Source organism: Schlesneria paludicola DSM 18645, assembly GCF_000255655.1.
Taxonomy (GTDB): Bacteria; Planctomycetota; Planctomycetia; order Planctomycetales; family Planctomycetaceae; genus Schlesneria; species Schlesneria paludicola.
Map to the genome: position 1 here is coordinate 1,602,393 of NZ_JH636434.1, position 14,201 is coordinate 1,616,593.

Annotated in this window: 11 protein-coding genes; 10 read left to right on the forward strand and 1 reads right to left on the reverse strand. The window is 57.2% G+C overall.

From position 1 onward, the window contains the following. Nucleotides 1–10 precede the first annotated feature (10 nt). The 10 genes from OSO_RS0107910 (at nucleotide 11) to OSO_RS42635 (ending at nucleotide 11,562) form a co-directional block, all read left to right on the forward strand. Nucleotides 11–1,207: a GNAT family N-acetyltransferase gene (locus OSO_RS0107910; protein WP_010582891.1), complete on the forward strand. Its 1,197-nt coding sequence runs from the start codon at nucleotides 11–13 to the stop codon at nucleotides 1,205–1,207. Nucleotides 1,208–1,249: 42 nt separating this feature from the next. Then, nucleotides 1,250–2,389 (forward strand): glycosyltransferase, encoded by a 1,140-nt coding sequence (locus OSO_RS0107915; protein ID WP_010582892.1) that lies wholly within the window; start codon nucleotides 1,250–1,252, stop codon nucleotides 2,387–2,389. 108 nt (nucleotides 2,390–2,497) lie between these two features. Then, the gene (locus OSO_RS0107925) at nucleotides 2,498–3,844 is read left to right on the forward strand and encodes a phenylacetate--CoA ligase family protein (RefSeq protein ID WP_010582893.1); all 1,347 of its coding nucleotides are present in this window, start codon (nucleotides 2,498–2,500) and stop codon (nucleotides 3,842–3,844) included. A 61-nt stretch (nucleotides 3,845–3,905) separates the two neighbouring features. Beyond that, entirely contained in the window at nucleotides 3,906–5,171 is a 1,266-nt protein-coding gene (locus tag OSO_RS0107930; RefSeq protein WP_010582894.1) for a GNAT family N-acetyltransferase, read from the forward strand. Nucleotides 5,172–5,176: 5 nt separating this feature from the next. Further along, nucleotides 5,177–6,709, forward strand: coding sequence for a glycosyltransferase (locus OSO_RS47620; protein WP_010582895.1), 1,533 nt, complete (start codon nucleotides 5,177–5,179; stop codon nucleotides 6,707–6,709). A gap of 18 nt (nucleotides 6,710–6,727) precedes the next feature. Further along, nucleotides 6,728–7,435: a polysaccharide deacetylase family protein gene (locus OSO_RS0107940; RefSeq protein ID WP_010582896.1), complete on the forward strand. Its 708-nt coding sequence runs from the start codon at nucleotides 6,728–6,730 to the stop codon at nucleotides 7,433–7,435. Further along, nucleotides 7,432–7,782: an antibiotic biosynthesis monooxygenase family protein gene (locus OSO_RS0107945; RefSeq protein WP_010582897.1), complete on the forward strand. Its 351-nt coding sequence runs from the start codon at nucleotides 7,432–7,434 to the stop codon at nucleotides 7,780–7,782. The genes OSO_RS0107940 and OSO_RS0107945 overlap by 4 nt, the downstream gene beginning before the upstream one ends. Before the next feature lie 52 nt (nucleotides 7,783–7,834). Then, nucleotides 7,835–9,250 carry a glycosyltransferase gene (locus OSO_RS0107950; protein WP_029246771.1) on the forward strand — a complete coding sequence of 472 codons (1,416 nt, stop codon included), beginning with the start codon at nucleotides 7,835–7,837 and terminating at the stop codon, nucleotides 9,248–9,250. Beyond that, nucleotides 9,247–10,389: a glycosyltransferase family 2 protein gene (locus OSO_RS0107955; protein WP_010582899.1), complete on the forward strand. Its 1,143-nt coding sequence runs from the start codon at nucleotides 9,247–9,249 to the stop codon at nucleotides 10,387–10,389. The genes OSO_RS0107950 and OSO_RS0107955 overlap by 4 nt, the downstream gene beginning before the upstream one ends. Nucleotides 10,390–10,398: 9 nt before the next feature. Then, on the forward strand, nucleotides 10,399–11,562 hold the full coding sequence (locus tag OSO_RS42635; protein WP_010582900.1) for a hypothetical protein: 1,164 nt from the start codon (nucleotides 10,399–10,401) through the stop codon (nucleotides 11,560–11,562). A gap of 48 nt (nucleotides 11,563–11,610) precedes the next feature. Here OSO_RS42635 and priA read toward each other — a convergent pair whose 3' ends face one another. After that, nucleotides 11,611–13,986 carry a replication restart helicase PriA gene (priA, locus tag OSO_RS0107965; RefSeq protein ID WP_010582901.1) on the reverse strand — a complete coding sequence of 792 codons (2,376 nt, stop codon included), beginning with the start codon at nucleotides 13,984–13,986 and terminating at the stop codon, nucleotides 11,611–11,613. Between the last annotated feature and the right edge of the window lie 215 nt (nucleotides 13,987–14,201).

The following is a 14,201-nucleotide window of genomic DNA, read 5'->3' on the forward strand; positions in this document are numbered from 1 at the left end:
AATCAGGGACTTGAGTTCATCGTCAAATAGCTTCGTGTCCGAGACCACGATTCAGCAGCCGACTGCCGAACCTGTGCCCCCGTTGCGCCTGGAGATCTTGCCGGCAACGTCGCGGACGGCTGCGATGGAAATCTGGCAAAAAGTCGAATGCGACCTGCGATCGACACGCATGATGGTCTCATCCGTTTGGACCGAGACATGGCTGAGCCATTTTGGACAGTTGATTCCGCATCAATTCGCCGTGGCCTATCGCGGAGAGGTCGCCTGCGGAATTGGGCTGATCACTCAAGGAATCGGCCAGCGAAATGGCCCAATTCGGACCCAAACGTACCATTTGGGGACCGCAGGCGAACCCGAAATGGATTCCGCGTGTGTGGAATACAACGCCCTGCTTGTCCAACCGACAGATCGACTCGAATTTCAACGGGCAATCTGGACCTGGGCCGGCCAGCAATACGACTGGGAAGAATTTCGGCTGGATGGGTTTCATGAAGACGATGTACGCGATTGGATCACCGCCGATCCGCGCTGGACGGTAGTCATCAAGCCGGCGCGGTATTTCGACGTGAAGACCGCGCGTGAGAACAACGTCGATCCGCTCACACTTCTCGGCCCGCAGACACGGTCCGCGATTCGCCGCAGCCTGCGCCGGGCTGGTTCGAATCAATGCGAATGGGCTGAAACCGCAGCGGACGCCGAACGCATTTTTGCCGAGCTGACCGAACTGCATCAGGCCCGCTGGAACTCGGATGGGAAACCCGGTTGTTATTCCAGTCGCATCTTCCACGATTTCCATCTCGACCTACTCCATCGGCTGGTCCCTCTTGGCTTGATGGGACTCTTTCGCGTCCGCAGCGATGAAGGCACAATTGGCTGCAATCAGGTTTTGATCGACCAGAACCGCGTCTGTATCTATCAGAGCGGGCGGATCCTACCGACCGATCATCGTCTGAGCGCGGGGGTTGTGGTCGACTACATGTTGATTGAAGAGAGTCGACGACGCGGATTTGATGCAGTCGATTTTCTCGCAGGCGATTCGCCGCACAAGCGACGGTTGTCGACGCATAGCACCCCGCTCGCCTGGGCTGTCTATCGTCGGCCTAGCCTGAAACACAGCCTGATTGATGGGCTAAGAACCGTTAAGCACGCCATCCGCAGAACATTTCGCTCACCCGTGAAGAATATTGACCCGCCAAAAGACGTCTGACGCAATTCATCATCACGCTTGTCATCCGAAAGTCGAATCGAAATGGTCCTCGCCGCGACACCGCTGAAAACCCAACCCGCCGCCGAGAATCCGTCACGACCGTTGCGCGTCTGCCATGTCAGCTTGACGCTCAAAACGGGAGGACTCGAACGAATCCTGGCTGATCTGGCGCGACATCACAATCGGGACGCTTGCCTGCCGGAATTTATCGCCATTCGCGAAGTCGGACGATTCGCCGATGAGATTCGCAGTGCGGGCGGTACCGTCCATCTCTTGAATCCAGCGGGTCGGTGGGGGCAAATCGCTCAAATGCGGAAGCTCTTCCGTGAGCGACAGTTCGATGTTGTCCATACCCACAACACCTATCCCCACCTGTATGCCAGTATCGCCGCCAGACTCGCCGGAGTCCCTGTCGTCGTGAATACGCGTCATGGGCAGCGTGCAGGACACGGCTGGAAATCACGCACGCAGTTTCGGTGGGCCAGCCATCTGGTCGACCGGATCATCGCCGTCTCGGATGACGCCGCGGGGCTTTGCATCAATGCCGATCACGTCCCGGCCGGCAAAGTTCGGCGGATCTGGAATGGCATCGACCTGTCTGACTTTGCATATCGGGGCCCGGCACAGCACATGTCGGCCATCGCGGTCGCTCGGCTGTCGGCCGAGAAGGACTTCCCAACACTCCTCAGAGCCGTCCAGGAAGTTGTCAAACGGCGTCCCGATTTTCGGCTGGTCATTGTGGGAGGTGGCCCAGAACGACAACGACTCGATCAAATCACCGCCGAATTGGGGATCGAACAGCAGGTGCAGTTCCTGGGCGAACGAACGGATGTTCCCTTGTTGCTCCCACAATCCGGATTCTTTATTTGTTCGTCACTGACAGAAGGGATTTCACTGACGCTTCTCGAAGCGATGGCAGTTGGGCTGCCCGTCGTTGCCACGGCGGTCGGTGGAAATCCCGAAATCGTACTGCCCGAAAAAACGGGGTACCTGGTTCCGGCGCAGAACCCTCAGGCGCTGGCGGACGCCATCGAGATGATGTGTCGCAATCAATCGCAATGGACTTCGATGGGGCAGGCGGGTCGGGCACGTGTCAGTGAATGCTTCGACGTTCGCCGCATGGCCGCCGACTACGAACAGCTCTACCGAGAACTGCGTTGGAAGCCCGCGAGTCAATTGTAAAACAGATCGAGTTCACCGGACGCATCACCCCCATCAAAGCGCCGCTGCCCCTGTGAAATCACACGATTCACAAGACCGTTCATCGGCATGCAAAACGAAACGATCAACATGTACGACAAACTGTATCGACATCTGCTGTTGCCATTTTTCGATGGTGTGGTGAAGCGCCGCCAAACGATGACCCATTGGCGGAATGCAGAACAGACTCAGTGGCTGAGCCGTGACGAACTCGAAAAACGGCAGCTCGAGGCACTGCGTCAACTGCTAGCACATGCGGATCGCACCTGCGCGTACTATCGCGATGACTGGAGTGCACGCAGTATGAACGTGTCATCACTGCAGTCGTTGAACGACTTTCAGCGTTGGCCGCTGATCACACGAGAAACCATTCGCCAGAATCGCCTGGCCATGCGCACCACCGCCGCCGTGAAACGAATGACGAAGGCGACGGGCGGTTCCAGCGGTGAACCGTTACAATTTGATCTCGACAGCGGAAGCAATGACCGGCGAACCGCCATGATGTGGCGAGGCTACAACTGGGCCGGCGGTGCTCCAGGCACCCGGCAGCTGTATGTCTGGGGAACGCCCGTGGGAAACATTCCCACCTGGAAGCGAATCAAGACCGATCTGCATCACCGGTTCGACAACCATCGGGTGCTGAGCTGCTTTGAATTTACGCCAGACAAGATGCGATCACATTTCGAGCGGATGAACAGTTACCGTGCAGACGTCATCGTCGCCTATACCAACCCACTTTACGAATTCGCCCGCTATCTGCAGCGGGAAGGCCTGACGCCGGTCGCGCCGAAATCCATCATCGTCGGCGCTGAAAAACTTCATCCGTTTCAGCGTGAACTGATCGAGCAAATCTTCCGCGCACCGATCTTTGAAACATACGGCTCACGCGAATTCATGCTGATCGGAGCGGAATGCGAGAAACATTGCGGCCTGCATCTGAGCATGGAAAATCTGCTGGTCGAAGTACTGAACGACGACGGCACTCCGACCCCCGCGGGTTCCGAAGGAAATGTCGTCATTACCGATCTGTTTAACTTCGGCATGCCCTTCATTCGCTACGTGAACGGCGATCGAGCCATTGCGGGATTTGATTCCTGTCCGTGCGGCCGCGGCCTGCCGCTGCTCAAACAGGTTGTCGGTCGGCAGCTCGATACGCTCGATACCCCCGATGGACGCAAAATTCCAGGCGAGTTCTTTCCGCATCTCATCAAAGATTATCCCAGCATCCGACGCTTTCAGGTCATTCAAGAAACCATCCAAGAAATCACACTGAAGCTGGTTGTCGAAGGGGGAAATCTGACGCTGGCCGAACGGGAACGGCTATTGTCGGATATCCGTCGATGTGCGGGAACGGTGGTCGACGTGCAGCTTCAGCTTGTTGACGAGATCCCATTGACGAAGGCAGGAAAACTGAAAGTCGTCGTGCACGCCATCTGATCTCTGACGATTAGACGGACTCACCCCAAGCAACCCGCGGTCCCCAAAGAATTGTCGAAACATGACGATGACCGAACAACTGCCATCACCGACGACCACGCGACGCGAGATTCTCGCGTTTGCAACCGATCACGATCGCGCCATTTCCGACTGGGCCGCGTTGTTTGATCGCGATCCCGTGGCGAATCCCTACCAGCATCCCGACTATGTTCTGGCCGAACTCCGCTCCAAGCCAATCGGCCGTGCAATTCACCCCGTCGTTCTGCGTGATGGGTCCGAGCAGGAATGCGACGCGATTGGGGTGCTCGTCCCGAAAACAATTCGAACGAACCAAGTCGGAGGCATCGGCCCAGGATGGTCACTTCAAGGATTGCGATTGGTGGGCGGCAGCTTCCTGACCGCCGACCAATCGCTTGAAACACAGTCGAGCTTGCTCTCTGCAGCCGTCGCACACTCGGCGAAAGCGGGTGCCGACTTTCTTTTGATCGAAGACTTGGACGAACAGTCCAATTTGTCGCACGCGGCATTGATGCCCGGTGTCCACAATTTTCAACGATTCCCCGTTCGTGAAATTCAGGCACGATGGCGAATTGATTTTCCCGAAAACGAACAGGACTACTGGAACCGCTTTTCCGGAAGAACGCGGTATGCGTTCCGCACTCGTCTCAAGAAGATTGGTGCCATGGAGCTGGAGCGCATCACCACCGTCGAACAGTTGCCGGCATTCCTGGCTGCGGCCCACGAGATCTCAAAGCAAAGCTGGCAGTCCCGGCAGTTCGGGCTCAGAATCAAGAATGACGAAACCGAAAAGCAATTGCTGTCGATCCTGGCGCAACACGGTTTCCTGCGCAGCTACTTGATGCGAATTGAAGGGAAACCTGCCGCGTTCGCAATCTGCCACCAGCACGCAGGCGGCTTCCGTTATGAAGAAATTGCCTACTGCGCCGAGTTCAGCCTGCTGTCACCGGGTGAAACAATGCTGCAGCAAATCATTGTGGATCTGTTTCAGCACCAAAAGCCTAACTGGTTTGATTTCGGTGGCGGCGACGCAGAATACAAACGCAAGTTTGGAACCAATTCCGGCCGCAGCCAGACACTGTGGTTGGTTCCGCGTACCTGGCGTGCGGGTTCGGCGCTGTCATATTTGAATACCTGCCGCAGCGTCCGTTCGTCCGTTCGGTCCGCCATTGACGCCTGTGGACTTTCAACGAAAGTCCGACAGTGGTTGCGGTATGGCCATCATTCGGCTCAGGCAGCGACACCCGCCGCGAGCACCACCGCGAACTCCGTAGATCAAGCCGATTCCTCCGATCAGATAGGACGGTGATTCCGATGAAAATCTTGTTCTTCTCGTACGCATTTCCCAATCCGATCACCCCGACTCTCGGGACGTTCAATCGCACCATGATTGCGGGACTGGCCACGCAGCATGACGTTCAGGTCGTGTCACCCGTTCCGTTCACCGAGGTCTGGAAGGCGAGTCTGACGGGACAATTGCCGCGTGGCCTGAACGATTCGACATTTCAGGCCGTGCCCGGCGTGACGACCCAATACTGCACCTGGTACTACACACCCAAGTTGCTAAGGACGCACTACGGTGATTTCATGCGGCGGAGTGTCGGCAGAACCTTGCATCGAACGCTCGAAGCGTTTCGCCCTGACATTGTGCTGTCGTATTGGACTCATCCCGATGGCGAAGTGGCCGTCGCCGCGGCACATCAGCACGGCATCCGCGCCGTGGCGATGGTGGGCGGCAGCGACGTGCTCATTAACGGACGAAGCGGGGCACGCCGTGATTCGATTCTCAATGTCCTTCGGGCGGCTGATGGCGTCGTGACCGTCTCGGAAGACATCCGCAATGTCCTGCTACTCGACGGCATCCCGTCTGAGAAGGTGTTCACATCACGACGGGGAATCGACCGTCACCTGTTTCATGACGGAGACACCACACTGGCGCGTCGCAAATTGGGGATTCCCAACGATCGCCCGATCTTGCTCAATGTCGGACGACTGGTTGACGTCAAAGGTCACAAGTACCTGATCGAAGCCTGCCGGTTGCTGGTGGATCGTGGCATTCAATTCCGCTGCGAAATCATTGGCGATGGTCCGCTTCGCCCCGCGATCGAACAGCAGATTGATCAGCACGGTCTTGAAGAGACGATCAAATTGCGTGGATCGCAGTCACCCGCGCAACTTGCCGAATGGTATCGCGCAGCCGATCTCTCGATTCTGACCAGCCTCTCGGAAGGGGTTCCGAATGTGCTGCTCGAATCCATTGCGAGCGGAACCCCATTTATCGCATCAAACGTGGGCGGGATCCCTGAAATCACGGACGAGACCTTCGATCGTCTCGTTCCAGCTGCCGACCCGGTCGCACTCGCCGATGCAATCGCCGATCAACTTCCCCGACTTCAAACGTTTCCTTGTCGATCGCGACGCTTCGAACCCCAAACGGTCCGACAGGCCGCTGAATCCTTTTCGGCGCTGCTGCGCTCGATCCATTCCGGACGCATCACGAGCCCCGATTCGAAACGGTCGCGGCATGAAAACGATCCGAATCCGTCTTCGAACACACGGTCGGACACCTCGACCGCGTCTCAATCACACATTACGACTCCGACCCCGGCCGAAACTTTGGCAGCCGAAGACGAAGGAGCACGTACTGGCGAACACTACCAATTGCGCCAGGCCATCCAGGCCAGGATTGCAAACGGGGATCAATCGGCAGTGGCTGGTCGCGATCGCGTACGATACATCGAGACTGTCCCAAGTCCCTCGGTCCAAATCACTCCCCGGCAGCCTCCGCGATATGACGACAATGCGGTTATCCCGAGGGAACGCGAAGGCGTCCTTTACGGTCCCTGATTGAGCAAAGACGCGACAATGAATGCCATTCGACAATTTCTGAAACAAGCTCTCACCGCGTGCGTCCCGCGTCGTCGGCTGCTCGTGCACGGACCTCGCTCGACGGGATCAAAACCGCGAATCGCCCTCACGTTTGATGACGGTCCCCATCCGGAGCATACGCCGCGACTGCTGGACCTGCTCGATCGCCTAGCACTTCGCGCCACATTCTTCGTCGTCGGCCAGAATGCCGAAAGATACCCGCATTTGTTGCAGCGAATGTCGGCGGCGGGACACGAGATTGCCAATCACACCTACACGCACTCAGAGCCGCGTCAGACCTCGGCAGTTCAATTTTTGGATGAAATTCAGCAAACAGACCGACTGGTGGAACAGCTCACAGGGCGGACGATGACCACGATGCGTCCTCCGAAAGGTGAACTCAACCTCTCAAAACTACTGGGGTTGTGGCGTGCGAGAAAGACGGTCGTGCTGTGGAATGTCGACCCGAAAGACTATCGCATGCAAAGTGTCGATGATGCCACAAAATGGTGCGAATCCTATCGACCAGGCGATGGCGACATCGTCCTGCTCCACGACATTCATCCCTATGCAGTTCAGGTCATCGAGACACTCGCGACGCGCGGTGTTTTCAAGCAGTTCGAGACGATTCCGGTCAGCAAATGGAAACGTCAGGACCAGGCAGTTGCCCGTCAGGAGACGACCTCGAGTGGAGCACGGACATGACCGTGCATGCGCAACAGGCGGTAGCAACAATTACGCCGCCGTACTACGCCGTGATCTTTTCCTCGGTACGAACCGACGTCGACGATTCCGGTTACGCCGAAATGGCTCAACGAATGGAGCAACTGGCGCGGGAACAACCCGGATTCCTGAAAATTGAGAGTGTCAGAGACGAAAACGGCTTGGGAATCACGATCTCTTATTGGAAGACGCTTGAAGCGATTTCCGCCTGGCGCCAACACGCAGAACATCGTGTCGCGCAGGAACGAGGAAAGTCGACCTGGTACCAGTCGTTTGAATTGCAGATTTGTCGAGTTGAACGCGCCGCCACATTCCATCGCCCAGACTAGTCAAAGTCATGTTTTCGCCACGAGTCAAGCACACCCCTTACAGACCGCAACGATGATGACGGCCACCGCCAAGACTTCGAATGCCGATGAATCGACTCCCGTTCCCGCGACGCGTCGGCTGCTGCTTGTCGCCTACAATTTTCCTCCTGTCGGGGGAGCAGGCGTTCAGAGGCCGGTAAAATGGGTCAAGAATCTCCGCCAACTCGGTTGGGACGTCACGGTCCTGACAACCGAGAATGCCTCCGTTCCAACCAGAGACGAGAGTCTGCTAGCCGATATTCCTGACGACGTTCTCGTGCTGCGGGCTCGAACCTGGGAGCCCGACTACCGCACGAAGCAAGGGTTGGTTCAATCGGAGAGCTCCGGCAATCCGGGAATTGTCTCACGCATCAAATCGGGACTTAAAGGACTGGTGAAGCAGGCGGTCAAGCTGGCACTGCAACCCGATCCCCAGGTCTTGTGGGTGCCCAATGCACTGAAGGTCGGCCGTCGGGTCTTGCGAGAATTGCATCACGACGCAGTCCTGGTGACGGCCCCCGCGTACTCCAGCTTCTTCATTGGCACCGCCCTGAAGCGAGAATTCGGACTACCTCTCATTCTCGATTTTCGAGACGAATGGGACATGAGCGGCCGCTATCTCGAAAACGCGCAGCGAGATTGGTTCTCGCGCAGCGTCCAGCACAGAATGCAAAACTACGTGCTTCGGCGGGCCGACGCCGTCGTGGCGACGACAAAAGCCAGTACCGCCAATCTCGCCGAGAAACTGGCACTTATCGGTCGCACCGCAACCCGCACTGAAACGATCTACAACGGTTTCGACGAAGAAGATTTCGCCGACATCAGTCCGTCGGTACAGAGCCCGCACCAGTCGAATTCTCACTTCCGTCTGGTCTACACCGGTACGCTGTGGAACCTGACCACCATTGAACCGCTGGTCCACGCCATCATGGCCTTACATGTGCGTGCACCCCAACTGGTGTCGAAACTGGAACTCGTCTGTGTCGGACGGAAGACTCCTGAGCAGTCGAAAATCCTCGCGCGTTTGAACGACACGGGATGCCGCTTGGAACTGATCGACTATTGCGATCACACCAAAGTCTTGGACTGGCTGCGGTCCACAGACGCTGTCTGTTTGCTGCTCAGCGATGTGATCGGTGCGGAACGGGTCGTGCCCGCCAAACTGTTCGAATACCTGGCGATCCGCAAAGACCTGTTGGCGATCGTACCGCGCGGTGAAACTGCGGACATTGTCCGCAGGTATTTTCCCCAAGGTCAGATTGAACCTCAAAACGTCAACGGAATCGCGGACTGGATCGAAAGCCGCTTGTCGGGCGCGCTCAGCTCGGCAGTGGACGCCCGCAATGACATTCATGAATACAGTCGCCTGACGCAAACACGGCACTTGGTAAAAACACTCGAACACCTCGTGCAAGACCGCACGCCCCAGGGTGGAAAGGCGGCGCCATGACGATTGGTTCGCAATGTCTGCTTTGGCTCAGCCTGATTGGGCTGTGGTACATTTACGCCGGATACCCACTTTTGATGTGGATCTGCGCGAGGCGATTTCCTCGGCCTCAGTTGAAACAGAGCGAACCACGAACCTTGTCGATCGTGATCGTCGCCCATAACGAGTCGAAGAATCTGCCGCGAAAACTGGCAAGTCTGTTCTCGTGCAGCCAATCGCAATGGATTCAAGAAATTCTGATTGGTTCGGATGGTTCAACGGACGACACGGTCACGACGACTCAATCCTATCCCGATCCACGCGTCCGCGCAGTCGATTTCGCCATGCGTCGCGGCAAGCCTGCAGTCCTCAACGATCTTGTGCCGGAATGCACTGGCGAGTTCGTCTTGCTCGCCGATGCCCGGCAAGACTTCGATCATGACTGCCTTGAACGGCTACTCGAGAACTTTGCCGATCCACGCGTGGGTGTGGTCTCGGGCGAGCTGATCCTTCGGAGTGCCCCCGGTGAAACGACGGCCGCACAAGGGATCGGATTTTATTGGAAGTACGAGAAGTTCATTCGTCGGTCCGAAAGTCATTTTCGAGGTGTTCCCGGCGCGACCGGTGCCTGCTACGTCATTCGAAAATCTCTTTTCCGTCCGATTCCCGAACAAACGATTCTGGACGATGTTGCGATTCCGATGCTGGCCGTTCAGCAGGGGGCACTTTGCGTATTTGAGCCCCGGGCACTGATTTTTGATAAGCCTTCACAATCGACGCGGCAAGAGTCCGTACGAAAGCGTCGGACCATTGCCGGTGCGGCGCAGCTAATTCAACTGTTTCCGCAATGGCTCTCGCCGCTCCGCAATCCATTGTGGCTGGAGTTTGTCTCGCACAAGCTGCTTCGACTCGCTTCGCCCATCCTGTTGGTCACAGCGTTCTTGACCAACCTGACACTGCTCGCACACCCCTTGTACCGCCTGCTGTTCGCCGCGCAGGTCACCTTTTTCGCCTCGGCAGCGATTGGATGGTTCTTTCAAGTGATCGGTCGACGTGCGGCCATCTGCGGCCCGTCACTGATGTTCTTGACACTGAATTATACGACGGCCCTAGCGCTCTGGGACGCGGTTCGATCACGCTATCGCGTCACTTGGCAGAAGTAGGAGTTTCTTGTGTTTGTGACCGTGATCGTCATGATCCTGTTGTCTCTGCTGGCCGCTACCGGATGGTTCATATGGGGAAAGCTGCGCGCCATCGGTCTCGATCGGTGGGTTCCCGCCTACGTTTTTCCGCTTGAAGTCACGCCGCGCATCAATGTCGATGAGGAACCCCTCGATCTGTTCATCGCGGTGTGCGACCATTACGAACCTGAGTGGGGCAACCCGACAGTCGAGACCGCCCTGTCCCGGGTACAGCGCTGGCATGACGAATACCCACGGCAGCTTGAACAATTCACGGACGTCAACGGACGACCGCCACGACACACGTTCTTCTATCCGCAGGACCAGTACCGGCCCGAGTATCTGGATGTCCTCGCACGGCTTTGCGAACGAGGCTTCGGAGAAGTCGACGTCCATTTGCATCATCACGACGATACGCCCGAAGGACTCGAAGAAAAACTCGATTCATTCCGGCAGGTGCTATACCACCGACATGGGCTCCTTCGTCGCGATCCCGTCACGAACGAGATCGTGTATGGGTTCATTCATGGGAATTGGTGCCTGTGCAATTCTCGCCGCGACGGCCAATGGTGCGGCGTCGATCACGAGATTCCGATCCTGTTGAAGACGGGTTGTTACGCCGATTTCACCATGCCTTCGGCCCCAAGCGACACGCAGACCACGACGATTAACAGTCTCTATTACGCACTCGATGTACCGGGGCAGCGCAAATCACACGACCGCGGCATTCGCGCCGAAGTCGGCAAGACGGCCCCCAACGACAGCCTGCTGATGGTCCAGGGTCCACTGTTGTTTGACTGGTCACGCAAGAAGTTTGGCCTGGTCCCCAAGATTGAAAATGGCGATCTACTTTCAAATCATCCGCCCACGATTCAGCGAACCAAGCTTTGGATAGAAGCGGGAGTGACGGTCAAGGGGCGACCGAACTGGCGGTTTGCAAAGCTGCATACGCATGGCTGCAAGTCGGGCAATATCGACATGTTGCTCGGTCCCAATTACCAGCAGTTTCATCGCGACCTGGCCGAACGTCACAGAGCGCAGCCGAACTTCCGCTATCACTACGTATCGGCCTGGGAGATGGCTCAATTAATTCATCAGGCCGAACAAGGTGCCACGGATGTCGTGATCCCCGGCCATGCTCGAAGTCGCGCCTGACATTCGCGAGCCGTATGACCGTAACGCGACTCACGCCATTTTGGCTTCTTAGCGAAAGTTCAATGGATCGACATCGATCTGGTACTCGACATTCGGATGGCTCGGGAATTGCGGCGCGGCCTGTAGCCAGACCAATCGCAATTGCTCCACTTCCGAAGCCGCCAGTTGCAGGTGATAGCGAAAGTTCGCTTTGAGCCGCGTGACGGGACAAGGTGCCGGGCCTAGGATCTTGACATCAGCGGCCAAATCTTTCGCGGCGACGCGCATCAGCTCGCCCACTTTCGCCGCGTATTCCCGGACTTCCTCTTCCTTGGGACCCCGCAAAATCACACGTGCGAGATGTGCATAGGGCGGAACTTTCAGTGCACGACGATGCGCAAGTTCCTCTTTGGCAAATCCCAAGTAGTCATGCTGCGCCGCTCGAGTGATCGCGTACTGCGTCGGCGACCCCGTCTGAACCAACACACGTCCGCCACGATGACTTCGCCCTGTTCTGCCTGCCACCTGCGCAATGAGCTGAAACGTGCGTTCGGCGGACCGGAGATCAGGCTGATGCAGCAGCGTGTCCGCATCGATGACACCCACCAGCGTCACGTTGGGGAAATCAAGCCCCTTGGCGATCATCTGCGTGCCCAACAGGATCTGCACGTCGCCATGCCGGAACTTCTCCAGTGCCTCGTCATGCGCTCCGCGTTTCTGCATGGTGTCGCTGTCCATTCGTAAACATCGATAGTCCGCAAACCGAGCCTGAACCTCATGCTCAAGCCGTTCTGTTCCCAAGCCAAGATAGGCGAGTCCCGGTCGACCACATTCAGGACAAACGGCGGGAGGCTTGATCGAGAAGTTGCACGAGTGACACAGTGCAATGGCCTTCTGCTTGTGCCAGGTCAACGTCACATCGCAATCAGCACACTTCACCCCCTGCCCGCAACCTCGGCACCACAAAACGGGCGCAAACCCTCGCACGTTCAGAAAGAGAATGACCTGACCGCCATCTTTCAGGGCCGTATTCATCGCTTGAAACAGGTTGCGTCCAATCGCCGATCCTTTGCCAATCGCGGCGTCGTTTCGGGTGTCCACGATGACGACGGGCGGAAGCGGCAGATCCTCGACGCGACGAGGCATCGAAAGCAGCGTGTCACGACCATCAATCACATGATTCCACGATTCAAGTGTGGGGGTCGCCGATCCGAGGATGAGCGGAATCTGTTCGATCTCGGCCCGGTGACGTGCGACCTCGCGAGCGTGATAGCGCGGGGTATTGTCCTGTTTGAAACTTGTCTCATGCTCTTCGTCAATGACGATCATCCCCAGGTGGGGCGTCGGTGCAAAGATGGCGCTGCGGGCACCGACCACAACCTGGACGTCGCCGCTGGCGATCTGTTTCCAATAGCTGTGACGCTCGGAATCCGTCAGGTGGCTGTGAAGCACGGCCACCGATGAAAATCGGCTCCGGAAACGCCGGATGGTTTGAGGTGTCAGACTGATTTCCGGAACAAGCATGATCGCCTGACGCCCATAGCTGACGATCTCTTGAATTGCGCGAATATAGACTTCGGTCTTGCCGCTGCCCGTCACACCGTGAAGCAGCATCGTTCGATGCTTCCGGGATTGCACCACTTCAAGAATCGAATTGACCGCACGCATCTGATCCGGGTTCATGACAAGTTCGCGGTGTGCTTCAATTGTTGCGGGTGCCAGTGGCGTCATCACGCGTTCGCGCACCGGCACGATCAACTCTTTCTCGCGCAGCGACTGAATCGGCGAAACACCGCAATCCGCGGCTTTCGAGATTTCGTCCACGGGCATTGGCCGATTGGCCGCGATCAGCACCTCGAGCACCGTACGCTGTTTCGCTCGCAGCTTCAGCGCATCAAGTGCCTTTGCCACGTCGGCCGGCGCGGCCGGGGCAACGGCCCCTGTGTCCTGGACAGCCGGTTCAGAAGCCAGCCCGAGAAGTCCGCGTACACGCTCCGCCAGAACGTAGAACGTGATGTCGCGCGTCCCTGCGTTCGTCTTCACCCCTTTGGGGATCACGGTTTCCAGGACCTGTCCCCAACCACACAAGTAGCGATCCGCAATCCAACGCGTCAGCGTTAGCATCCGGCTGTCGATCAGTGGTTCGCGATCGAGCACAGTCGCAAGCGTCTTCAACGTGCGGCCCGCGGGTAAGGTCGTTTGCAGGCCGACGCAGTATCCATCAGTCAGCTTGTCGCCACGACCAAAAGGTACCTGCACGCGCTGACCGGGTCCGATCAGGTCACGCAAGCCTTCAGGGACGATGTACTGATAGATTGTCGTCAGCGGACGATTGAACACAACGTCCGCAATCAATTGATCAACGGACGCAGCAACTTCCCAGGCTTCGAGATTGGCAGGAAGCTCGTCTTCAGAAAACAGTTGGTTCTGACGAGGGCGGTTCAAAGAACGGTTCACAGAAGACGCTAGAGAGAACAGACCACGATTCCACAACCGATACGCGGAGACTGAATTGTATCCGCGTATTCTGATCCGTGAGGCAATTCTCGTTGATTCGTCGGGGAGTCAGGTCGAAACACGACTCTCCACGAGAACCTCGTTGCCAAGCTCCCGCTTGGCAACGCTGCTTTCAATCTGATCCTCGTCAGGCGGTGAACGAC